Here is a 23,212-nt window from a genome sequence, read left to right on the forward strand (position 1 = left end):
TCACATTCCGATCTCGGCGAGCTGTCGGCGCACGCCGCTGTTGATGGATCCGTAGTCGCGCTGGTTGCGCGCGTGGTCGAGGCCCTGGTCGAGCGTCTCCTCGACGGCCTCGGTCGGCGTGAGGTTGACCGGCAGCACCTTGTCGATCACCTTCAAGCCGCACTTGAGCCAGGCGACGGCCTGCTCGGGCAGCGACTCCTTCTGCTCGCCCTCGTAGATCTCCATCGCGCCCTCCGCGATCTCGACCGCGGTGTCGATCTTCTCCAGGCCGTCGTTGAGCTTGCCCGCGGTCTCGACGATCGGGTTGTCCTCGAGCGGCAGCTCGGAGACGGTCTCGATCGCGTCACGGCCGTCCTCGCTCCGGACCCAGTCGACGACCTTGTTGAAGCCGCCGACGATGCTGTCGACGACGCCACCGCCGGTGCTGCCGCCACCGGCGCCCTCGTCCATGCCGGACGGGTCGCGCTTGCCCACGGGGTCGTTGCCCGCGTAGACGAAGACGTTCATGCCGCCCTCCTGCAGGATCGGGTCGCGCGCGGTGAAGCGGCCCGTGGCCGGCTCGTAGTCGCGCAGGCCGAAGCGCACCAGGCCCGTCACCGGGTCCTCGATGCCGCCCGCGAAGCCCAGCGGGATCTCGAACGTGCCCGTCTCGGCGGCCTTGTTGCGCACGCCGAACGCGTTGCCGGCGTACGTCTTGACGACGGCGCCGGCCGCGTCGGTGATCACGCGCGGCGTGCCGACCTGGTCGGTGCCGACGTAGTACCGCGCGCCGCCGCGCTCGAGCGCGAACAGCAGGTCGTAGCGGTCGTAGAAGTACTGCGTGACCTCGGTGCCGACACGGCTCGCCGACACCTGAAACGGGCGCGACGCGTCCCCGTACAGGAACTCGGTGCGCACGCCGCCGGCGACCCGCGCCCGCAGGCGCCGCGACGCGTCGTACTCGTAGGTGACGGTCGTGCCGCCGACCGTGGCGGACTTCAGCTCACCCTTGTCGCCGTAGGTGAACGTGTCCGCGCCGCGGCTGACGAGGAAGCCCGCCGCGTCGTAGGTGTGCGTGCCGGTCATCCGGTCGTCGTCGGCGTACGACTTCCCGGCGCGGTTGCCGTTGACGTCGTACGTCCAGGACTCGTTCGCGTCGCCGGAGACCGACTTGAGCTCGCCGTCGGGGAAGTACGTGTAGTCGTAGGTCTTGGTCGTCCCGTTGATGGTCTCGACCCGCTTGGTGATGCGGCCCGAGTCGTCACGGGTGACGACGTTCTCGTAGCGCTTGGCGCCCTTGACGGTGAGCGCGCGGCCCTTCGCCGCACCCGCGTTGTCGTAGGTCAGCGCGAGGCTGAGCGCGTCGTCCGTGATCTTGCTGACGTCCCCGAGCGGGCCGCCGCGCTCGTACGTGAACGGGCCGTAGCCGGTGAGGTTGCCGTCGTCGTCACGCGTGAGCGCGCGCTTGGGCGTGCCGGCGAGCTGGATCGACTCCAGCTGCATGTCGGCCCCCCAGCCGTACGTGAACTCGCCCGCGCTCGTCTGGAGCAGGCCGTCGAAGGCGAACGCGTCGGTCTTCGCGCCGCGCGTGGCGGACGTGATCCGCGTGGTCGCGTCGGCGTAGCCGAACGTCGCCTCGCCCACCCCGGTCAGGCGGCCGTCCGTCTTGCGGGCGTAGGACGTCGTCCCGCGGCCCGGCAGCGTGACCGACTGCAGGTAGTGGTCGTCGTCGTAGGCGCGCGTCTGCGGGGACACCCCCGGCGCCGTGTACGACGTCAGGTTCGCGGTCGGCGAGAACCCGTACGTGTGCGTCTTGCCGCTCGGCATCGTCACGCCCGTGCGGTTGCCGGCGTCGTCGTAGGTGAAGCCGTAGGTGTGGCCGCTCGGCAGCTTGACCGAGGTCACGCGCTCGACGCCGTCGTAGCCGTACGTGACCGTGCGGCTCTCGCCGTCCGTGCGCGTCAGCAGCCGCTGCGGGCGCGTGGCGTCGTAGCCGTAGGTAATCTCGCGCGTGCCCTGGACGACCTTGGCCAGGCGGCCCTTCGCGTCCCACGTCATCGTGCGCGGCACGATGCCCGTCCCGTAGCTGTGCGTGACGGGATGGCCCTTGGCGTCGAAGGTGGTCGAGACCTCGCGGCCGGACGGCGACGTGCTCGTCAGCGTCCGGGTCGTGCCGTCGTACTCGCGCCGTGACGTCTTGCCGTTGATCGTCGTCTCGTCCGCGAGCGTGTCGATGCTGAACGGGCTCGCCGGCGACTTGAGGTCGACCGTGCGCTCGTTGGTGGTGACCTTCGTGCGCCCGTCCGGCGTGCGGACCGTGGCGCGGGCCGTGTAGGGCGCGCGCATGCCCCACCGCGGGTCGCCCGCGAGCGTGGTCGTGACCACGGTGCCGTCGGGCTGGGTGACGCGCGTGACGCCGTCGGCGCCGTACTCCATCACCGACTTGGCGCCGGACGGGTCGATCGTGGTCGAGCGCGTGCCGCCGCCGGGGAGCTGCTCGGCCTCGAACGTCGTCAGCTTGCCCAGGTCCGACGTGCGCTTGATGCGGTAGCCGGTCGCCGTCGCCTCACGCGTGAGCGTGACGATCGAGCCGCTCTTGTCCTCGTCGGTCTTCAGCCGCCCGGTGGCGGCGTCGTAGGTGAAGTGCGCGTCCTTGCCGAGCGGGTCGGTGAACGTCTTCAGCAGGCCGCCCGGCGTGTAGTCGAGCGTGTGCGCTTCGTTCTCCGCGTTCTTGACCTCGCCGAGCATGCCGTCGGGACGGATGGTGAGGCTCGTGCGCAGGTTGCCGGGCGCGACGATCGCGGTCGCCTTGCCGGCACCGTCGCGCTCGATCGTGACGACGTTGCCGTCCCCGTCGGTGACCGTCTTGAGCCGGCCCGCGGCGTCGTAGCCGAACGTGAAGCGGACGACACCGGTCAGCGCCTCCAGCGTCTTCAGGTGGCGGCCGGAGCGGTCGAACAGGAACACCTGCGTGCCGTCCTGGCTCGGGAGCGAGAAGTCGGCGTCGACGAAGCCCGGCAGGCCCGGCGAGACGCGGCGGATGCGCGCGTTGCCGGTGTCGGCGATCTGCACCGACTGGTCCGGCGCGACCGTGACGTCCTCCGGGAACGTGAGCTGCGCCTGGGCCGGCGCGTTGCCGTCGCCGGCGTCGCCGCTGCGGCCGGTGCCGGCGTAGACGGCGACGGTGCCGTCCTTGGCGATCCGGCGGACCAGGTGATGGATGCGGTCGGAGACGTAGACGGTGCCGTCGTCGGCGACGTCGAGGCCGTAGGCCTGCCCGATGTCCGCGGCCAGCGTCGTCGCCTCGCCCTGGGCGGTGAGTTTGACCACGCGCTCGTTGAGCGCGTCGGCGACGAAGACCGACCCCTCGGCGTCGACGGCGACGTCGGTCGGCAGGTTCAGGTCCGTGGTGAGCGTGTTGATGCGCCCGTCCGGCGCGACGCGGCGGACGCGGTTGCGGCCGGCCTCGGCGATGTAGAGCGTGCCGTCGGCGGCCAGCGCGAGACCGCGCGGCTGCTTGAGGCTCGCGCTCGTGGCCGGGCCGCCGTCGCCGAGCGTGTCGGGGTCTCCCCCGCCGGCGAACGTCGACCGGTTGCCGAGCGGGTCGATCTTGACGATCCGCGCGTTGCCGGTGTCGGAGATGAAGAGCGTGCCGTCGTCGGCGACGGCCACGTCACGCGGCGCGGTCAGGCCGTCCTCGTCGTCGGCGACGATGTGCACCATGCCGTTCTTGTCGACCTTGAGCACGCGGTCGGCGCCGGTCTCGGCGACGTAGATCGAGCCGTCGGCGCCGGCGTCGGTGCCGCGGGCGGTCTCGAGCGGGAACATCGTCGCCGGCTTCGTCGGGTCGACGTTGCCGTCGGACACGCCGACCGCGGTGTCGAGCTCCGCGCGGATCGCCTCGGTGGTGACCTTCGAGCCGTCGCCCTTGTAGAGCGTGCGGGCCTGCGGGTCGTAGGCGTGGTGCACGTCGAGCGTCCAGCCGCCGAGCGCGTCGCTGCCGGCGCCGAGGACGCCCACGGGGCGCTCCCACTCCTGCCAAGCGATGATCTCGCGGCGCGACTCGTCGTCGCCTCCCGCCTCGTTGCGGGTGACGGGCGCGCCGCCGAACTGGCCGAAGGACGCCTCGAACTCGGACGCCTCCAGGTACTCGGCCGCGTACACGTAGCCGATCCGCACCTCGGCGTTCTGCGCCCCCTCGACCGTGCGGCCGTAGGCGTCCACGCCGTCCCACTCGAACGTGTGCTTGAGGTTCGCCTTGGGTGTGAACGTCTGACGGAACTCCTGGCCGGCGACGGTCACCTCGAGCTCGACGCGCTTCAGGCTCGGCTTGATCGACGCGCCCGTCAGCGGGATCTCGAGCCGGTAGGCCTCCTTGTAGCCGGGGACGCGGCCGGAGTTGTAGTAGAGGTTGAGGGGCGTGCCGGGGACGGAGAGGGTCTCGCCGAGCGTCTGGTTGAAGACGCCGATGATCGAGCCGGCGGCCTCGCACTCGGGGCAGTAGGGCGGGGGCGGCGGCTCCTCGTCCGGGGCGTCGCAGTCGGCCTTGCAGCCGTACGGCCAGTTGTAGTCCCAGGGCGTGAAGTGCTCGACCTCGACGCGCCACAGCGACTTGCCGGCGCCGTACTCCTGGGCGAGCTTCGTGCGCTCGGCGTCGTCGAGGCCCTGGTTGTCCGCGGTGCCGTCGCCGTCCGTGTCGACGTTCGCGCGGCCGCCCGACTCGCTGATGATCTTGATGACCACGCCGTTCTTGGACGGCACCCACGCGCCCTTGGCCTCGTCGTAGTACGCCGACGGCACGATCGTGCCGGCCTTGAAGCCGAGGAAGTTGTCGACGTAGGTCGTGACCGGCTTGGTGAACTTGACGTCGGTGGCGCCCGCCTCGACGGCGTCATCGACGGAGAACTCGACGGCGTAGGTGTAGGCGGAGCTGTCCGGCAGCTCGCCCGGCATGCGCTCCTCGCCGTTCGCGCCGACCGTGTACTCGGTCGCGCGGACCTCGAGGTCGCCGAGCGGCTTCGTCTGGCCGTTCGGCAGCGTCATCGTGGCGTCCGTGCCGGGGTCGAACATGAGCGTCGCCTGGCGCGGATCGCTGTCGTCGGCCGGCGTCGTCTCGCTCGTGGCGACCTGCAGCGTGTCGGCCTTCTCCTCGATCTCCGTGACCTTCGCGTCGTACGGGGTCATCACCACGTCGGCGATGTCCACGTAGTCCTGCCACGGGATCGGCTCCGTGCGCTGGACGCTCATGAAGCCGTCCTGCTCGAACGTCAGCGTGAGGTCCGCGCCACCGTTGACGGCGAGGTCGTAGCCGCCGTCCTCACGGGTCGCGGTGTAGCCGAGCTCGGAGTGGTCGAGCACGGTGACGCGCGCGCCCTTCATCGGCGTCCCGTCGGCCTTGAGGACCTTGCCGCGGACGACCGCCACCTGCTTGTCGGCGATCGTGCTGGGCTTGACCTCCTTCTGGATCGGGTTGCTGCCCGTGTAGAGGAACTCGGTGCCGTCGGCGACCGTGGTCGGCTTGCTCGGCTCGGGCGCGGGGGCGACGTCGGCCGGGTCCGCGGCGGGGGTGAGCGGGGGCTCAGGGAAGTCGGGGGTCGGGGTGGCCGTGACCGTCGGGGTCACGGTGGCGGTCGCCGTGGCGGTGGCGGTGGCGGTGGCCGTTGCGGTGGCCGTGGGCGTCGCGGAGGCGGTGGCCGTCGCGGTGGCGGTCGGGCCCGGGTTCGGGTTCGGGTTCGGCGCCGGCTGCGGGACGGGCTGCGGCGCCGGGCCGGGAGCCGGCGTGGGCTGCGGGCCGGTGCGCACGGTGATCTCGCCCGAGGCGCGGCAGTTGTTCTTCTCGTTGCGCTCGCGGACCTTGTTCTTCGGGTCCGCGCAGGCGATCACGCGGTACGTACCCGCGGGCACCGTGAGCGTGTACGTCGCCGCCGCGCTCTTCCTGGCGGCCAGCGCCTTGACCGACCCGCTGGTGAGCGCGCGGTCGTCCTTGCTCGGCTTCGCGTCCTTCGAGAGCGTGAGCGCGACCTGCGACGCCTTGGCCTTCGCGGGACCGGCGTTCTTCACGGTGACCGTCGCGGAGCCCGCGTCGGCCTGCAGCTTGGCGACCGACAGGTCGGGCCGAGCGGGTGCAGCGTATGCCGGGCTCGCGAGCAGCGCGAACCCAGCGGCAAGCATCACGCTTGCGCGAGGGAAGATCTTCAAGGCGGCGTCCGTACCTTTATTGCGATTCCTGGGGAGTGCCGACAGGCTCCCGGAGCGGACCGCCACGTTACGGGCGGTTACCCACACACCCACAGCGCGGGGACCACCACACCGGCGGTGCGGGAATCACGCCGATCGAAGGATGTACGTGCGACCCTGTGGCGATGCGCCGTACCCTCGTCCTCGCCCTCGCCCTGCTGACCCTGTGCGCGCCGGGCGTCGCCCTCGCCGCCGGCTCCTCCTACGTCCGCGACCCGTTGTCGGACCGCCTGGCGCAGAAGCCCAAGACGCTCGCCTTCCGCGACGTGGACCTCACGAGCCTGCGCTGGAAGCACTGGGGCTGGAGCAAGGCGATCGGCCGCGGCACGGCCAGCGTCCTGCTGTGCGAGCCCAGCTGCGCCGAAGGCCGCCGCGTCCGCGGCAAGGTCCGCGTCGTCCTGCGCAAGCGCGTGGCCGAGGGCGACCGCCGTGTCTACCAGTGCATCGAGGCCCGCATCACGGGCGTGCCGAAGGCCTACTCGAAGATCAGCTGGCAGTGCTGAGCACGTCGATCCTCACTCAGGCGGTTCGGCTTCGGGCCTGATCGGCACGATGTCGTCGATGCGAGCGCCTTCCTCGAGGTCAGCGCTGTCGACGTACCCGCGAAGGTTGAGGCTCGGCGGGGTGTAGTACTGCACGGCGTCGAGGAGGAACGCGTAGAACCAAAGGAAGCTGTCGTGCCCGTAGTCCAGCCGGCACGCGGTGAGCGCGTCCTGCGGGTAGTTCTGCAGCACGGCGGCGTCCTCGCGTGGCGATCAGGCGGTGGTGAACTGGTCGACGACGAACAGAGCATTCGTGCGGTCCATCTCGGGCAGCGCCTGGTTCGCTCGCACAAACGCTCGGAACAGCGCCCTGCTGCTGGTCTCGGCGCCCGACGCGCCGCGCTCGACCGCGTCCTCGACCAGCGCGCTCGTCAGCGTCGACTTGACCTCGATGGCAGCGAGCACGCTCTCCACCGGGTGCACCCCGAGTCGCCCGGCCGTGACGAACGCCGGCGACACGTCCGAGTCGACGATCAGCAGATCCTGCTGACCACTCTCCTCACCGCGGTCGTTGATCACCACGCCGCTGGACAGCGACATGCGCTGCGGCAGGTGCGGCGCGAGCGCTGCGGCGAGGTCCTCCTCCCGCATCTCGCCCTTGGTCAGCGCGTGCCGGACCGCGTCGGACCGGAGCACGCCGGCGCGGAGGTTCGCCGACAGGGCTCGCATGGAGTTCTGAAAGGCAGACACCGATCGCGGTCGTTCCCTCCGTGGGAGCGGAACAAACGGCCGATCGCCGGTCAGGTGAAGCGCACGTCGACCGCCGCGGCGAGCTCGCGGGCGCGAGCGGGGTCGAAGACCGCCGCGCCCGGGACCTCGGCGGCGGCGGCCGCGGCTCCGACGGCCAGCGCGACCGCGGCGGGCCAGTCGGCGCCGGTGTCGCGGGCGGCCACGAGCGCGCCGAGGGTCACGTCGCCGCAACCGACCGGGTAGCGGCCACGGGTCGGCGGGGTGGCGCGCAGGACGACGCCGTTCGCCGCCAGCTCGAGCCCCGCGGCGCCGCGGGTGATGCACGCGACGCCCTGCGCGGGGCGCAAGGCGCGGACGTCGACGTCCGCGCCGAGCAGGCCGTGCGCCTCGTGCTCGTTGATCTTCACGAGGTCCGGCATCACGCGCACGCCGGCGGCGAGGGCCTCCCCGCTGCCGTCCAGGGCGACTGAGGCACCGGCCGCACGGGCCGCTTCGAGGAGGACGGCGGCGCCGTCGACGGGCGCGCCCGGCGGCAGCGAGCCGGACAGGGTCACCCAGCTCGCGCCGGTGGCGGCGTCGCGCACCGCGTCCACGAGCGCGTCCCACTCGGCCGCGGCGATGGGTGGCGCGCCCTCGTAGAACTCCGTCAGGTCCTGGCCCTCGCCCGCGACGGAGACGCAGATGCGCGGCTCCGCGTCGGTCGGGACGCGGCGGACCTCGAGGCCGGCGGCCTCGAGCTGCGTCTCGATCCACGCGCCGTTCGCGCCGCCGAGCGGGGCGACGGCGCGGACCGGCGTACCGAGCTGCGCGGCCGCTCGCGCGGCGTTGAGGCCCTTGCCACCGGCGACCGCGACGACCTCGTGCGGGCGGTGGATCCGCCCCACCACGACGGGCCCGCTCACCCGGTGCAGCCGGTCGACCGCCGGGGTCGGCGAGATGCAGACGATCATGCGGGCGGTGACGGTAGCGATCGGGCGCCGCGGCTCCAGCCGCGGCGCCCGTGACCCCCTACGGGTTGGTCGTCGACAACGTGAACGTCAGCGTCTTCGCGTACGTGCCGGTGCGCAGCGGCTCGTCCGCGGCGATCCGCTGGCGGAACCCGATCGTGACCGCGTTCGAGACCGCCTGCGTCGGGAACGCCAGCACGCGCACCGGGCTCGCCCCGACCGGCGCGAAGGCCGAGTCAGGCGTGGTGGCGTTGGTCGCCTTGACCTCCACCGGGTTCGTCAGCGCGAACGTCCCGTTCACCAGGCGGCCGGGACGCTGCGTGTCCGCGTCGACCACGGTCAGGTCCGCCGACTGCGCCGTGCTCGTCACCGTCGCCGGCACCGTGGCCAGGTAGTCGGCCGCGACGCCGGGGATGAACGGCCCGAACGGCGTCGAGGTGCCGAGCGTGAGCGACAGCGCGGACGCGACCGTGCCGGTGATGGTGGTCTCCACCGAGGTCTCGGTGGGCGTGACGGTCGGGGTGACCGTCGGCGTCACGGTGGGCGTCACCGTCGGCGTGACCGTCGGCGTCACCGTCGGCGTCACCGTCGGCGTCACGGTGGGCGTCACCGTCGGCGTGACCGTCGGCGTCACGGTGGGCGTCACCGTCGGCGTGACGGTGGGCGTCACCGTGGGGGTGACCGTCGGCGTCACCGTCGGCGTCACGGTGGGCGTGACCGTCGGCGTCGGCGTCGGCTCCGCCTCACGCGTGAACGTGCGGCTCGCTGGCGTGGCGTCGACGTTGCCCGCCGCGTCCTTCGCGCGCACCCAGAACGTGTACGAGCCGAGGGCGGTCAGCGTGACCTCACGCGGCGACGTGCACGCGACGTACGTCCCGGCGCCCGAGGGCGTGTCCAGGCGGCACTCGAACGTCGCACCGGCCTCGCTCGTGAACGCGAACGAGGCCGTGCCCGCCGTGACCGTGCCGGACGGGCCGCCGGTGATCGTCGTGTCCGGCGCGGTGGTGTCCACCGTGAACGTCCGCGAGGCGGGCGTCGCGTCGAGGTTGCCGGCGGCATCCCGCGCACGGACGAGGAACGTGTACGCCCCGTCCGCCAGCGGGCCGACCGCGCGCGGCGACGTGCACGCCACGTAGGTCCCGGTCGCCGCGCCCGGACCGTCCAGACGGCACTCGAACGTCGAGTTGGGCTTCGTCGAGCCGAACGAGAACGACGGCGACGCGTCGTTCGTCGTCCCGGTCGGACCGGCGGTGAGCGACGTGTCCGGCACGGTCGTCTCGACCGTGAACGTGCGCGTGGCGGGCGTGGCGTCGACGTTGCCCGCCGCGTCCTTCGCGCGGACCGAGAACGTGTACTCGCCGTCGGCCAGCGGACCGACCACGCGCGGCGACGTGCATGCGACGTAGGTCCCCGTCGCCGCTCCCGGGCCGTCCAGGCGGCACTCGAACGAGGCACCCGCCTCGCTCGAGAACGCGAACGACGGCGACGCCGTGTTCACCGTGCCCGTCGGACCCGAGTCGATCGTGGTGTTCGGGGCCGTGGTGTCCACCGTGAACGTCCGCGTCGCGGGCGTCGGGTCGACGTTGCCGGCCGCGTCCTTGGCACGCACCGAGAACGTGTACTCACCGTTCGCCGTCGTCGTGTACGCCTGCGGCGACGTGCACGCGGCGTACGTGCCCGCCCCGGACGGCGTGTCCAGGCGGCACTCGAACGACGCACCCGCCTCGCTGGAGAACCCGAACGACGCCGAGGTCGCGTTCGTCACACCGGACGGACCGCTCGCGATCGCCGTGTCCGGCGCCGTCGTGTCCACCGTGAACGTCCGGGTCGCGGGCGTCGCGTCCACGTTCCCGACCGCGTCCTTCGCGCGCACCGAGAACGTGTACTCGCCGTCGGCCAGCGGACCGACCGCACGCGGCGACGCGCACGCCGCGTAGGTCCCGGTCGCCGAGCCGGGCCCGTCCAGGCGGCACTCGAACGTGGCACCCGCCTCGCTCGAGAACGTGAACGACGCCGAAGTGGTGTTGACCACGCCGCTCGGCCCGGCCGAGATCGTCGTGTCCGGCGCGACCGTGTCCACCGTGAACGTCCGCGTCGCGGGCGTCGGGTCGACGTTGCCGGCCGCGTCCTTGGCACGCACCGAGAACGTGTACTCACCGTTCGCCGTCGTCGTGTACGCCTGCGGCGACGTGCACGCGGCGTACGCGCCCGCCCCGGACGGCGTGTCCAGGCGGCACTCGAACGACGCACCCGCCTCGCTGGAGAACCCGAACGACGCCGACGTCGTGCCGACCGTGCCCGACGGGCCCGAGTCGATCGTCGTGTTCGGCGCAGCCGTGTCCACCGTGAACGTGCGGCTGGCCGGAGTGGTGTCCACGTTGCCCGCGGCGTCCTTCGCCCGGACCAGGAACGTGTACGCCCCGTCCGCCAGCGGGCCGACCGCGCGCGGCGAGGTGCACGCGACGTACGTGCCCGTCGCGGCGCCCGGGCCGTCCAGGCGGCACTCGAACGTCGAGCCGGCCTTCGTCGAGTCGAACGCGAACGAGGGCGACGCGTTGCTGGTCGCGCCCGTCGGGCCGCTCGTGACCGACGTGTCCGGCAGCGACGTCTCGACCGTGAACGTCCGCGAGGCCGGCGAGCCGTCCACGTTGCCCGCGGCGTCGATCGCCCGCACGAGGAGCGTGTACGTCCCGTCGTTGAGCGGACCGACCGTGCGCGGCGACGTGCACGCGGCGTAGGTGCCGGTCGCCGTGCCGGGGCCGTCCAGGCGGCACTCGAACGTCGAGCCGGACTCGCTCGAGGAGAACGCGAACGCCGGCGAAGCGGTGTTCACGGTGCCCGTCGGGCCGGAGTCGATGGTCGTGTTCGGCGCGGCGGTGTCCACGGTGAATGTGCGCGTGGCGGGCGTCGGGTCGACGTTGCCGGCCGCGTCCTTCGCGCGGACCGAGAACGTGTACTGCCCGTTCGCGGTCGTCGTGTAGGCCTGCGGGGAGGTGCAGGTCGCGTAGGTGCCGGAGCCGGACGGCGTGTCCAGGCGGCACTCGAAGGAGGCACCCGCCTCGCTCGTGAAGCCGAAGGACGCCGACGTCGCGTTCGTCAGCCCCGACGGACCGCTCACGATCGTCGTGTCCGGCGCGGCCGTGTCGACCGTGAACGTGCGGCTCGCCGGCGTGGCGTCCACGTTGCCCGCCGCGTCGGTCGCGCGCACGAGGAACGTGTAGGCGCCGTCGGCGAGCGAGCCGAGGATGCGCGGGGACGTGCAGGTCTGGTAGCTGCCGGTCGCGCCGCCGGGGCCGTCGAGACGGCACTCGAACGTCGAGCCCGACTCGCTGGACGAGAACGTCAGCAGCGGCGAGCTGGTGCTCACCGTGCCCGTCGGCCCCGAGTCGATCGTCGTGTTCGGCGCGGTGGTGTCGACCGTGAACGCGCGCGTCGCGGGCGTCGCGTCGACGTTGCCGGCCGCGTCGGTCGCGCGCACCGAGAAGGTGTAGGCGCCGTTGGCGGTCGTCGTGTACGTCTGCGGCGACGTGCACGCGGCGTAGGTCCCGTTGCCGGACGGCGTGTCCAGGCGGCACTCGAAGGTCGAGCCGGCCTTGGTGGACGTGAACGAGAACGCGGCCGAGGTGCCGTTGACGAGGCCCTGGGGACCGGCGGTGATCGCCGTGTCGGGCGCGCTCGTCTCAACGGTGAACGTCCGCGAGGCGGGCGTCGTGTCCACGTTGCCGGCGGCGTCGACCGCGCGCACGAGGAACGTGTAGCTCCCGTCCGCCAGCGGGCCGACCTGACGCGGCGTGGTGCAGGCCACGTACGTCCCGGTCGCCGTGCCCGGGCCGTCGAGGCGGCACTGGAAGGTCGCGCTCGAGTCGGGCGAGGAGAAGCCGAACGACGGCGACGTCGTGTTGACCGTGCCCGAGGGCCCGCTGGAGATCGTCGTGTCCGGCGCGACCGTGTCCACCGTGAAGGTGCGCGACGCGGGCGACGCGTCGACGTTGCCCGCCGGGTCCTTCGCCCGCACGAGGAACGTGTACTGCCCGTTCGCGGTGGTGGTGTAGCTCTGCGGCGACGTGCACGCGCCGTAGGTGCCCGCGCCCGAGGGCGTGTCCAGCCGGCACTCGTACGTGACGTTCATCTCGTCGGAGGAGAACAGGAAGGCCTGCGAGGTCGTCGCGACCGTGCCGCTCGGTCCGCCGTTGATGGTCGTGTCCGGTGGCCCGGTGTCGACCGTGAAGCTGCGTGTCGCGGGCGTCGGATCCGGGTTCCCGCTCGGGTAGACCGCGCGCACCGAGAACGTGTAGGCGCCGTTGGTGGAGACCGCGTAGGCGCGCGGGGACGTGCAGGCCGTCCACGCGCCGGCGCCCGACGGCATGTCGAGCTTGCACTCGAAGGTCGCCCCCGACTGCGGTGACGTGAAGCTGAAGCTCGCGGAGGTCTGGTTCGTCGGCCCGCTCGGTCCGGACGTGATCGACGTGTCCGGCGGATCGGGGGTCGCGGTCGGCGTCGGGGTCGGCGCCGCTTCGACGACCACCGAGCCCGTCATGTCCGGATGGACGCCGCAGACGAACGCGTAGGTTCCGGGCGTGGAGAAGGTGCACTCGCCGGACCATCCCGACGGCTGCGCGAAGCTGGGCAGCGGCGGGGCCTGCGTGATCACCACACCGGTCTTCTGCACGCACGACGTGGGCGCGCGCGAGAACACGACGTTGTGCGACGAGCTGCCCGTCGGGTAGCTGAAGTCGACGGTCGCGCCGGCGGTGACCGTGACGCTGTTGTCGGTCGGGTCGCTGCTCGACACGTCCTGCCACCGGAAGACCGAGCCGCTCGTGTCGATCGCCCGGATGCCCGGGCGCGACGGCGGGGTGGCCGTCGCCGTCGGCGTGGCGGTGGGGGTCGTCGTCGGCGTGGCCGTCGGCGTCGTGGTCGGCGTGGGGGTCGGCGTCGCCGTGCCGGTCACCTCGACCGTGCCCGTCATCCAGTCGTGGGCCTGGCAGTAGAACGAGTAGGTCCCGGGCGCGCTGAACGTGCACGTCCCCGTCCACGGGCCGCCGACCGGGTAGTCCGGCAGCGGCGCGGTCGTGTTCCCGTCCATCGGGTTCCCGGACGTCTGGGTGCACGAGGTGGGCTGCGCGCCCGTGAACACGGCGTTGTGCGGAGCGACGCCGCTGGGTGCCTCGAACGTGACGCGCTCGCCCGCGGCGATCGTCACCTCGTTGTCGTCAACGTCCCCGGCGGCGTCCTGGAAGTAGTAGTCGTGCGCGACGAACGCGGCGTCGGCGTACGCCGACGCGGGGAACGTGACCTTGGCCGCGGGGGCGGCGGCCGGAGCCGGGGCAGGCTGCGGCGCGGCTGCCGACGCCCACGTCGGAACCACGATCAACGCCACGAGCAGGCATGCCAACCATGGCAGCGCCGACTTCCTCATCAACTTCTCCCCCTCGTACTTCTGCGAACCGGAGGCGTAAGCCTAAGCCGATGGGCAAGCCGAAGTCAATAAGTTGCTCACCAAAACATATTGATGAGGCGCGTTCGGGTTAGCTGCGACAGGGAGAGGCGCCGCCGTCGACCGGGCCGTCGAGCAGCCCGCCGAGCGACGGCCGGGGCCGCGGATCGGGGTTCGGGAGCACGGAGCCGTTGCGCTCGACGTAGGTCCACCCCACGCCCTCGCGGGCGATCCGGTCGACCGCGGCGAGCAGCCGGTCGATGTCGTCGGCGCTCGTGCCGACGCCGATGCTCGCGCGCACCGCCTGACCGGAGCCGCCGTCGCGCGCGACGAAGTGGTCCATCAGCGGGTGCGCGCAGAACGCGCCGTCACGGACGCCGATGCCGTGCTCGGCGCCCAGCGCCGCCGCGAGCAGCGCCGGGTCAAGCCCTTCGACGTTGAAGCTGACCACGCCCACGCGGTCGCACGCGCCGCGCTCCCACAGCTCGTACGTGCGCACGCCGTCGAGCGCGTCCAGACCGGTCAGCAGCCGGTCGAGCAACTCGAGCTCGTGCGCCACGATCTGGTCCCAGCCCGTCTGCTGGAGGGCGTTCACGGCGGCCGCGATCGCGAAGGCGCCGAGCGCGGCGGGCGTGCCGCCCTCGTGGCGCGCGGGGCCCGTGCCCCATTCCACGCCGTCGGCGGTGACGCGGCGCACTGCGCCGCCACCCGCCAGATAGGGCTGCCCGGCGTTGAGCCAGTCGGCCCGGCCGGCGAGCACGCCGGCGCCGTACGGCGCGTAGACCTTGTGGCCGGAGAACGCGACGTAGTCGACGTCCAACGCGGTGATGTCCACCGGGCGGTGGGCCGCGAGCTGCGCGGCGTCCAGCGCGACCCGGGCGCCGTGCGCGTGGGCGAGCGCGACGATCTCCTCGATCGGCCACACCTCGCCCGTCACGTTCGAAGCCCCCGTCACGGACACCAGCGCGGGGCCGCCGCCCAGCGTGCGCAACGCGCGCTCCAGCGCGGCGAGCGCCTCGGCGGGGCTCGCCGGGATCCCGAGGTCGCGCACGTCGGCGCGACGCCACGGGAGGAGGTTCGCGTGGTGCTCGCCCGTGAAGGTGAGCACCGTCGCGCCCGCGGGCAGCGCACCCGCGAGCAGGTTGAAGGCGTCGGTGGTGTTGCGGGTGAACAGCACCAGGTCGTCCTCGCGGGTGCCCAGGAACTCGCCCACGAGCTCGCGCGCACGCGTGTACGCCTCAGTGCTCACCAGCGACGCGAACCCCGCGCCACGGTGCACGCTGCCGTAGTAGGGCAGCAACTCCTCGACCGCGGCGGCCACCGACTGCAGGGCCGGCGCGCTCGCCGCGTTGTCGAGGTTCGCGTACCGGACCCACTCGCCGTCCACGAGCGGGACCGAGAGGTCGTGACCGACGAGCTCCAGCAGGCCGTCACCGGCGCTGATGGACGTCTGGATGGGGGCCATGCTGGAGCTCATCGGCGTCACGTTCCTACTTCTTGACCTTGATCGACTTCCCGGTCGCCTTGCCGGACTGGTACTTGGAGTCCCCCGGCCAGGTGATCGCGACCTTCCAGGTGCCCTTGGCCAGCTTCGGCACCGTGACGGTGACCGTGCCGCTCTTGAGCGTGCCCGTGACGGTCTTCGTGGTCTTGCCCTTGGTGAACTTGATCGTGACCTTGCCGCTGGCCTTGACCTGGCCCTTGGCGGTGCTGATCGTCACCGTGTACTTGCCGCTCTTCTTGCTCGTCGGCGCCTTCGAGAGCGTGCCGGCGACCTTGCTCACCTTGGCCTTGGCCGTCGGCGTGACGATCGGGGCCGGCGTCGGCGTCGGCGTCGAGCCGGGGGTCACGTTCACCGGGGCCGGCGGGTCCTCGACCACCGGGGCCGGGTTGACCGTCAGCCTGCCGGACTCGGTGAACGCGTCGATGTCCTCATCACCCGCGTAGGTGAGCGTGAACTGGTACGTGCCCGCGGCGATGGCCGGAAGCGCGACCGAGGCCGCGTTGCCGGAGAGAGCACCGGCGCCCGACGCGATCTCCGTCGCCCCCGACTTCACGCTGACCGCGACGTTGCCGGTGACCGTGCGGCCGGCGGCGCTCGCGATCGTGACGCTCACCGACGGGGCGGTGGGCGCCGTGACCGGGTTCGCGGTCACGGTGCGCGTCGTGAACCTCGGGCCGCCCGGCAGGCCGCCGAAGAACACGTCCAGCTTGCGGATGAGGTTCTTGCCGCCCGCGACGCTGCCCGGCGTGGTCGGCAGCCCCCACGCGGTGAGGACCGTGGTCTTGCGGAGCTGAGCGACGTGCCAGGCGCCGACCACGGTCTTGAGGTGGGTGATCAGCGTCGCGTCCGTGTTCGCCTTCACCGCGGCCAGATAGGCCGTCTTGGCCGCAACGCTGCTGGCCGGCGTGCGGGCGGGCGTGAGCCAGTCGAGCGCGCCCGCGAGCGCCGTCGGACCGATCGGGATCGGGCTGGTGCCAGGGCTGGCGACGGTCACGGCCGTGTCGGTGTTGCTGACCGTCGCGGTGTCGCCGTCGACGAGGTACTGGGCGTCATCGGTGTCGATGCCCGTGTTCGGGATGACCGTGCTGACGTCGGTCTTCCAGTTGAACGTCGCGAGGTCGGCGTTGATCTTGTTCCAGATCGGCGCGCCGGCCGGGAGCTGCGTCGCCGAGATGCCCAACTGGTTCGGCTTCGGGTTCGTGAACCACCACTGCGACATGTACTCCGTGTACTCGGAGACGGCGCCCGCGGCGTTCTTCTGGATCCACTGGCGGGTGATGCCGCCGTTGGGCGCGTCGCCCGCCTTGGCCTGATGCGCGAGCAGGAACGGCACCTGGAGCTTCTTGGTCGTCTGCAGCGGCTTGGTGGTGTCACCGGCCGGATAGAAGGTGACCGACTGCGATGCGCCGCGGGCAGGGTCGTACTGCGTGACGATGTTGTTGAGGTACTGCTGGAGGACGTGGCCGTAGAGGAACGTCGGGTTCGCGTTCGCCAGCGCCGCCGTGCTGCCGTTGTTGGCGGTGTTGCGGGACTGGAACGGGTTGACCGCGCTCGTGGTCGAGCCGCCGACCTGACCGCCGTCGAGCACGGTGTCGAAGTTGAAGACGGTGACGTCGTGCTCCTGCGCGTCCTCGTTGATGAACGGCAGCACCGGGCGGGTGTTCGGGCACCACGTGCCGCCGAACAGGATCACCGCGTTGGCGTCGGTGCCGCTCTTGAGCAGGTCGACCAGCTCCGGGTAGGTGACCTGCTGGATCCGCCAGCCACCGTCGGCCGCGGCGTTGTCCGCGTCGGTGAGGACCGGAACCTCGGAGCCGCGATCGACGCGCGGGGCCTGCTCCTTCTGGCGGGCGTTGACCTCGGACTTCCACCAGGCGAACTGGTCGAGCTCGTCGAGGGTCGCGGGACCGACCTTGCCGATCGCCGCGTTCACATCCGCGGCCGCCGCGGCGGTGCTCGCCTCGTCGGTGAGGTTGACCCAGCTCACGACCTTGGCCGGCTGGGCCGTCGAGCCGTCCGGGGTGACCGTGTTGGCCTTGTCGTAGACGAAGAAGAAGCTGTCCGTCACGTCGGCGGGCGTCGCGGTCTTGTAGTCGTAGAGCGCGCCGCCGTTGACGTTGCCGACCTCGGTGCTGTAGCCCGCGGTGGCGCCGTAGTCGTTGACGGTGTTCGTGCCCGTGACGGTCTTGACGACCGCGGTCTCGCTCCCCACACCGGTGGCGGTCGCGGTCACGCCGTTGCCGAGGTACTGGCCGACGAGGTTCTTCCACGCGTGGCCGTACGTCGTCCGCGAATCCGCCGCGAGCTCGGTGATCGTCTCGGACTTGCGGATGTCGAGGGCGGGCACGGTGACGGTGCCGACCTTGACGCTGCCCGACAGGTTCGGGTTGAACCAGTACACCTGCTTGACGCCGGCGGAGCTGGCAGCCGCCTCGACCGCGCGCGCCCGCTCGGCGAACGACGCGTCGCCCGCGGGATCACCGATCAGGAAGGCGAACTGGCCGTCCTGCTGGAGCAGCCACTGGAACCGGTCGTACGTGATGGACTCGATCACCGGGCTGGTGTTCGACGTCGGCAACCCGAGCGCGTGCTGCAGGAACGTCGCGTGGTTGTACTTCGTGGTCGTGGCGGCGTCGGCCGCGGTGGCCGTGAGCGGGATGACCGCAGCGGCAGCAGCCAGCGCAGCGACCATCCGCGCCCTCCGATGGGGGACGTGCATGCTTCCTCCTGTTGATGTCTATGTGTGGGTGCTGCGGGGTGCTGCGGTGAGAGATCAGGCGCGGCGCCGGCGACCGAACAGCTGCTGGCGAACCTCGCCGAACGCGAGGCAGAAGAAGCCGAGCGCGACGAGGGCCACGAGGATCCCGACGCCGGCGAGCCGGCTCGGAGCCCCGGTCACGCCGTCCGCCACGAGCTTGTACGTCGGGGCGGCTGCGTCGTTCACGACCGAGGCGGTGCCGGCGACCACGCCGGAACCGGTGGCCGCCGCCGTGCCGGCCGGAGTGACGACGTTCGGGTCGCCGGGAACCGTGCCGGCTGTCGTCTCCGGCGTGCCGGTGGCGGCCGGATCCACGCTTCCGGGGTCCGGCGGCGCGGCGCCCACGGCGGTGGAGGTCGACGCGTCCGACGAGGGCGTGCTCGCGGCGGTCGCGCCCGGCGTCGCGCCGGCGCCGGCGCCGGTCGAGGCGCCCGACGTCGCGTTCGACGAGCCCTTGGTCGAAGCGGTCGATGTCGACGGAGCCGTGGTGCTCGAGGCCGTCGTCGTCGCCGACGATCCCGTGGACGAGGAGCGCTTCGTGCTCTGGCTCTTCGCCGTCGACGTCGTCTTCGTGCTCTGCGTCTTCGTCGTCTGCGTCTTCGTCGTCGGGCTCTTGGTCGTCGCCGCCGACCTCGTGGTCTGCGTCTGCGGCGTCGCGCTCTGCGTGCTCGGGGCCGTCGCCGCGGCGTTCGACGTGCCGCCGCTCGACGGCGCCGGGGTGGACGTGGCGGTCGTCGAGGGCGCGACCGTCGCGGCCGGCGTCGGGGTCGGGGTCTTCTGCTGCGAGACCCAGGTCTGGTACGAGCTGATGCGCGCCCACTCCGACCACTTGGCGGTCTTGAGCAGGTTCCCGTCGCTGTCGTAGTAGAGGATCTCGCCCTGGGCGAAGTCGTACTGGACGCCCGGGATCGGCGTGCAGGCCTCGTCGTCGTATCCGGGCAGCGTGTCGCGCCCGTCCGTGAACGTCTGCCCGTCGATCGTGACCGTGACGGGGACCGGGTGCTCGGCGGGGTTCGTGACGCCCTGCGCGTGAGCGGCAGGGGCGGCGCTGAGTACGGCGACGCCGACGACCGCGGCGGCCGTCCAACGACTCTTGAGGTTCACTGCCGTCCTTTTCTTGGGAGCGAGCATCAGCTACGCACCAGCTCTGGGTTCGGAGCGTGCGGAGCGACGGGTTGGGGCTGGGCCGGCCACGGGCCGGCGACGGTGTGAGGCTGCGGCTGCGCGGGCCACGCGGTGGCGACGGGCTGCGGCTGCGGCTGCGCGGGCCACGCGGTGGCGACCGGCTGGGGTTGCGGCTGCGCCGGCCACCCGTGCGCCACCGGCTGCGGCTGTGCCGGGCGCGGGGTGAGCACGTCGTCGTCCTCGACGAACTGGGCGCGGCCCTCGAAGATCGCGTCGTCGAGCATGCCGGTCTGCCGCGCGACGACCGTGGCGCTGACGGCGGCCGCGGTGACGTTGGTCGCCGTGCGCGCCATGTCGGCGATCACGCCGATCGGGATGGTCGCCGCGACGAACTCGAGCGGCAGGCCCGCCGCCGCCATCACCGTGGCCGCGGAGACCGTGGCCGCGCCGGGCACGCCGGCGACCCCGATCGAGACGACGATGCTGAGGATCGCCAGCAGCAGGTACTGCCCGGGCGAGTAGGCGAGGCCGTAGGCGTTGATGCCCCAGACGGCGATCAGGATCGGCCAGATGCCCGCGCAGCCGGGCATGCCGATGTTGGCGCCGAGCGGTGCGGTGAAGTGCGCGATCTCCGGGTGCACGCCGACCTTGCGCGTGAGCTGGCCCGTGGTCACCGGCAGCGTGCCGATCGAGCTCTGGGTCGTGAACGCGGTGAGCTGGGCCGGGAAGATCTTGCGGAAGAACGCGACCGGCGACACGTTGGCGAACGAGGAGAGCAGGACCGAGTTGATGCCCCAGGTGTGGATCGTGCAGGCGGCCCACACGAGCACCAGCAGCCCGAGCAGCGACGTGAAGCTCTTGCCGAGGTTCGTGCTCATGCCGACCATGTGCGCCGTGAGCGCGACGATCGCGTACGGCGTCATCCGGATCACGTAGCTGACGACCTTGAAGACGACGAGCTTGAGCGCCTCGATCCCGTCAGCGAAGATCTTGACCTTCTCGCCCTGCTTCTCGGCGAGCGAGAGGTAGGCGATCGAGATCGTGACCGCGATCAGGATGATCGGGATGATCGCGTTCGCGCTGAAGCTCCCGACCACGTTGGTCGGGAAGAAGCTGACGACCACGTCGCCGAACTGCTGCACCTGGCCCGCGATGGTGTCCGAGGGGACCGCGCCGAGCTTGGCGCCGGTGCCGTCACCGGGGCGGAAGATGAACGCGAGCGCGAGCGCCAGGATGACGCCGAGCGCGTTGCTCAGCAGCAGCCAGAACGTGGACCGCAGGCCGATGCTCTTGAGCTTGGCGATCGTTCCCAGCGACGTCATCGCCGACACGATCGCGACGAGCACGAGCGGCGCCACGGTGGCGAGCAGGACGTTGATGTAGATCCGCCCGATCGGGTTGACCGCCTGGACGTGCTGCTCGGCGACGATGCCGATCGGAATGCCGATCGCCAACGCGAACAGCGCGATCACGCTGAAGTTCAGCGCGCGCTTGCGCATCCAGAAGATGACGCCCCAGCTGACCCCTACGGCGGCGAGCGTCGCCACGCTCGGCCAATCCCAGTTCATAGTGCTCGTTGCCCCTCCGTTCGACCCGGCGCGACTGCCGCGGGAGGCTTAATCTACACGAACCTGATCGGGTTTTCAGGTTTTTCGTCTCGAACGTGCGTCCGGACGGCCCAGGGCGCGCTCATCTGCCCTGCGCGCGGCAAAGTAGCATTCCCCATCGTCTTTATCGACTTAGGCCGGTCGACCGGGTGATGGCGCTACGCGCTGCGGCTGACGGCCTCGGCCTCGGGCGCGCGGACGGCGTAGTCCAGATCCGGGCCGTCGGCCCGGCCGATCAGCCGCCAGCGCACGTCCACGTCGACCGCGTTGCCGAGCGTCACGTCGACCTCGTGGTGCAGCGCGAGCGAGACCACGCGACCGTCCTCGACGTCGAACTCGCGCGCGCCGGGCCGGCGACGGCGGCCGAGGACCGCGACGAGCGAGTCGACCAGCGGGCGCCAGGTGACGATCCAGTCGCGCATGAGCCCGGTGCGGATCGCGAGGTCGAGGTGGCCGGGACCCCAGCGCGACGGCGGGATCTGGGTCGCCACCTGATAGCCGAACGCCCGCTGCGCTTTGACGCTGACGTCGGCGCAGCGGCCGCGCGCGGTGCGCCAGAGGTGCGGCTCGCCGTCGGACACGCCGACCGGGCCGATGCACAGCGTGCAGGTGTCCCCGTGCGCCTTGGTGGCGGACACGTAGCGGAGGTTCGGAAGCTGGAAGGCGATCGCGAGCGGCTCGAGGAGGCTCACGAGCGGGTTGCCGGCCAGCAGGTTCTCGTGCTCGGGCAGCGCGACGCCGACGTGGACGCCGAGCGGCATGTAGGTCGACTGCTGGCGGGCGGTCGCGAGGTACGGCTCGATCTGGGCCATGAACGGATCGACCCACTCGCGCGTGGTGCCGAGCTGCGCGGACCGGATGAACGAGCCGGCGGGCGGCGCGTAGCGGGTGAACTCGGGCACCGGCTGCACCCTACAAAGCTCGTCGCGCGGGCTCGCCGGTCGGCGCGGCGCTCAAGCCCGCGGCGCACGCCGCCGAGATCAAGGGGTAGTCCCTCGATGCCCGCGCCTCCCTCCCACCGCGGCGCGCTCGGTCGCCTGCTGGCCGCGTGCGCGATCGTCTTCGCCTGCTGCGCCGGCGGGGTCGTCGCCGTCGGCGCGACCGAGCTGCACGCGACCGCCCGCGCGCTCGAGGCGCAGCCGCGTGTCGACCTCGGCGAGGACGGCGGCGTCGTCACGTCGACGACCACCGGCGGCGGCGACGACGACACGCACGCCGACGGCCGGACGATCCTGCTGATCGGGTCCGACCACCGCGCGAAGGCCGCGGCGCGCGACGCGCGGTCGGACACGATGATGCTCGTGCGGCTCAGCCCGCGGGCGAAGGCGGTGTCCGTGCTGTCGGTGCCGCGCGACCTGCAGGTGCAGATCCCGGGCAAGGGCACCGCGAAGCTCAACGCCGCCTACGCCTACGGCGGCGTGCCGCTCGCGGTCAAGACCCTGCGCGCCGTGCTCGGCACCCGCATCGACCACGTGATCGACGTCGACTTCGCCGGCTTCCACGCGCTCGTCGACGAGCTCGGCTGCGTCTACGCCGACGTGGACCGCCGCTACTTCAACCGCAACGACGGCACCGCGGCCACGAACTACGCCTCGATCGACATCCGGGCGGGCTACCAGCGCCTGTGCGGCGCCGACGCGCTCGACTACGTCCGCTACCGCCATGGCGACAACGACCTCGTGCGCGCCGCCCGCCAGCAGGACTTCCTGCGCCAGGCCCGGACGCAGATCGGCGTCGCCGACCTGCTCGGCGACCGCCACGCGCTCCTACGCCTGCTCGGCCGGCACACCCGGACGGACATCCGCGGCTCCAAGCAGGTCACCGCGCTCGCCAAGCTCGTGGTCGCCGCGGCCGACAAGCCCGTCGTCCAGGTGCCGTTCCCGGCGACGATCGGGCCGAGCTACGTGTACGCCGAGCCGGCCGTGATCGAGCGCACCGTCCACCGCTTCCTGCACCCGGCGGCGACGGTCCCCGCGCACGCGACCGGCGCCAAGCCGAAGCCCAAGCGCGCCCGCACGCGCACCCGCACCCACCTACCCGCCGTGCAAGAGCAGACGAGCCGCACGTACACGGTCAAGGACGCCCAGGGCACGTCCCACCGCGCACGTCGCCGCACCTTCCGGATCGCCGTCGGCGAGTACTACGGCGTCCAGACCCTCGACTGGCCGGACCCGCCGATCCTCGCCGCGCCGCACGAGGAACGCACCCTCGGCGGCCGCACCTTCAGCCTCTACTACGACGGCACGCAGCTCCGCCGCGTGGCGCTTCAGACCGGCGACGGCACGGCCTGGGTGTCGAACACGCTCACGCTGCGCCTGACCAACGCGCAGATGCTCAGGCTCGCACGGAGGCTCTAGTCTGGCCTCTCGCGCGTGCGGGAATCGAT

12 protein-coding genes are annotated in these 23,212 nt (G+C 72.0%); 2 read left to right on the top strand and 10 right to left on the bottom strand.

Translation table 11 applies throughout. The features are described 5' to 3' along the window. On the bottom strand, nt 1-6,150 hold the full coding sequence (locus tag C8N24_RS01075) for an RHS repeat-associated core domain-containing protein (RefSeq protein WP_121246975.1): 6,150 nt from the start codon (nt 6,148-6,150) through the stop codon (nt 1-3). A gap of 191 nt (nt 6,151-6,341) precedes the next feature. On the opposite strand from C8N24_RS01075, the gene C8N24_RS01080 reads away from it, so the two are divergent. Further along, nucleotides 6,342-6,719, top strand: a complete 378-nt coding sequence (locus tag C8N24_RS01080; protein WP_147447539.1) for a hypothetical protein — start codon at nt 6,342-6,344, stop codon at nt 6,717-6,719. Nucleotides 6,720-6,731: 12 nt separating this feature from the next. Here C8N24_RS01080 and C8N24_RS01085 read toward each other — a convergent pair whose 3' ends face one another. The 9 genes from C8N24_RS01085 to C8N24_RS01130 form a co-directional block, all read right to left on the bottom strand. After that, complete coding sequence (locus tag C8N24_RS01085; protein WP_121246981.1) at nt 6,732-6,950, bottom strand: hypothetical protein; 219 nt, start codon at nt 6,948-6,950, stop codon at nt 6,732-6,734. Between the two features lie 21 nt (nt 6,951-6,971). Then, nucleotides 6,972-7,427 carry a DUF6602 domain-containing protein gene (locus C8N24_RS01090; protein ID WP_121246984.1) on the bottom strand — a complete coding sequence of 152 codons (456 nt, stop codon included), beginning with the start codon at nt 7,425-7,427 and terminating at the stop codon, nt 6,972-6,974. A gap of 71 nt (nt 7,428-7,498) precedes the next feature. Further along, a complete protein-coding gene (locus tag C8N24_RS01095; protein WP_121246987.1) occupies nt 7,499-8,398 on the bottom strand; it encodes a 1-phosphofructokinase family hexose kinase in 900 nt (299 codons plus the stop codon). A 58-nt stretch (nt 8,399-8,456) separates the two neighbouring features. Beyond that, nucleotides 8,457-13,814: an Ig-like domain repeat protein gene (locus C8N24_RS01100; protein ID WP_147447541.1), complete on the bottom strand. Its 5,358-nt coding sequence runs from the start codon at nt 13,812-13,814 to the stop codon at nt 8,457-8,459. A gap of 109 nt (nt 13,815-13,923) precedes the next feature. After that, nucleotides 13,924-15,297, bottom strand: a complete 1,374-nt coding sequence (locus C8N24_RS01105; RefSeq protein WP_121252859.1) for an aminotransferase class V-fold PLP-dependent enzyme — start codon at nt 15,295-15,297, stop codon at nt 13,924-13,926. Between the two features lie 25 nt (nt 15,298-15,322). Continuing rightward, a complete protein-coding gene (locus C8N24_RS01110) occupies nt 15,323-18,028 on the bottom strand; it encodes an Ig-like domain-containing protein (protein WP_121246993.1) in 2,706 nt (901 codons plus the stop codon). A gap of 81 nt (nt 18,029-18,109) precedes the next feature. After that, nucleotides 18,110-19,198, bottom strand: a complete 1,089-nt coding sequence (locus C8N24_RS33210; RefSeq protein WP_147447542.1) for a hypothetical protein — start codon at nt 19,196-19,198, stop codon at nt 18,110-18,112. 26 nt (nt 19,199-19,224) lie between these two features. After that, nucleotides 19,225-20,787 (bottom strand): cation:dicarboxylate symporter family transporter, encoded by a 1,563-nt coding sequence (locus C8N24_RS01125; protein ID WP_121247001.1) that lies wholly within the window; start codon nt 20,785-20,787, stop codon nt 19,225-19,227. 197 nt (nt 20,788-20,984) lie between these two features. Then, complete coding sequence (locus tag C8N24_RS01130) at nt 20,985-21,728, bottom strand: hypothetical protein (RefSeq protein ID WP_147447543.1); 744 nt, start codon at nt 21,726-21,728, stop codon at nt 20,985-20,987. Between the two features lie 96 nt (nt 21,729-21,824). Here C8N24_RS01130 and C8N24_RS01135 point away from each other — a divergent pair, with 96 nt between their 5' ends. Beyond that, entirely contained in the window at nt 21,825-23,183 is a 1,359-nt protein-coding gene (locus C8N24_RS01135) for an LCP family protein (RefSeq protein WP_121247007.1), read from the top strand. The last annotated feature ends 29 nt before the right edge of the window (nt 23,184-23,212 follow it).

The sequence above is a fragment of the Solirubrobacter pauli genome, from assembly GCF_003633755.1.
Classification (GTDB): Bacteria; Actinomycetota; Thermoleophilia; order Solirubrobacterales; family Solirubrobacteraceae; genus Solirubrobacter; species Solirubrobacter pauli.

What these genes read in the sequence shown, in the direction of transcription:
- C8N24_RS01075 (WP_121246975.1), bottom strand. Translation starts at nt 6,150, where the DNA reads ATGCTTGCCGCTGGGTTCGCGCTGCTCGCGAGCCCGGCATACGCTGCA.
- C8N24_RS01080 (WP_147447539.1), top strand. Translation starts at nt 6,342, where the DNA reads ATGCGCCGTACCCTCGTCCTCGCCCTCGCCCTGCTGACCCTGTGCGCG.
- C8N24_RS01090 (WP_121246984.1), bottom strand. Translation starts at nt 7,427, where the DNA reads ATGCGAGCCCTGTCGGCGAACCTCCGCGCCGGCGTGCTCCGGTCCGAC.
- C8N24_RS01095 (WP_121246987.1), bottom strand. Translation starts at nt 8,398, where the DNA reads ATGATCGTCTGCATCTCGCCGACCCCGGCGGTCGACCGGCTGCACCGG.
- C8N24_RS01100 (WP_147447541.1), bottom strand. Translation starts at nt 13,814, where the DNA reads ATGAGGAAGTCGGCGCTGCCATGGTTGGCATGCCTGCTCGTGGCGTTG.
- C8N24_RS01105 (WP_121252859.1), bottom strand. Translation starts at nt 15,297, where the DNA reads ATGGCCCCCATCCAGACGTCCATCAGCGCCGGTGACGGCCTGCTGGAG.
- C8N24_RS01110 (WP_121246993.1), bottom strand. Translation starts at nt 18,028, where the DNA reads ATGGTCGCTGCGCTGGCTGCTGCCGCTGCGGTCATCCCGCTCACGGCC.
- C8N24_RS01125 (WP_121247001.1), bottom strand. Translation starts at nt 20,787, where the DNA reads ATGAACTGGGATTGGCCGAGCGTGGCGACGCTCGCCGCCGTAGGGGTC.
- C8N24_RS01135 (WP_121247007.1), top strand. Translation starts at nt 21,825, where the DNA reads ATGCCCGCGCCTCCCTCCCACCGCGGCGCGCTCGGTCGCCTGCTGGCC.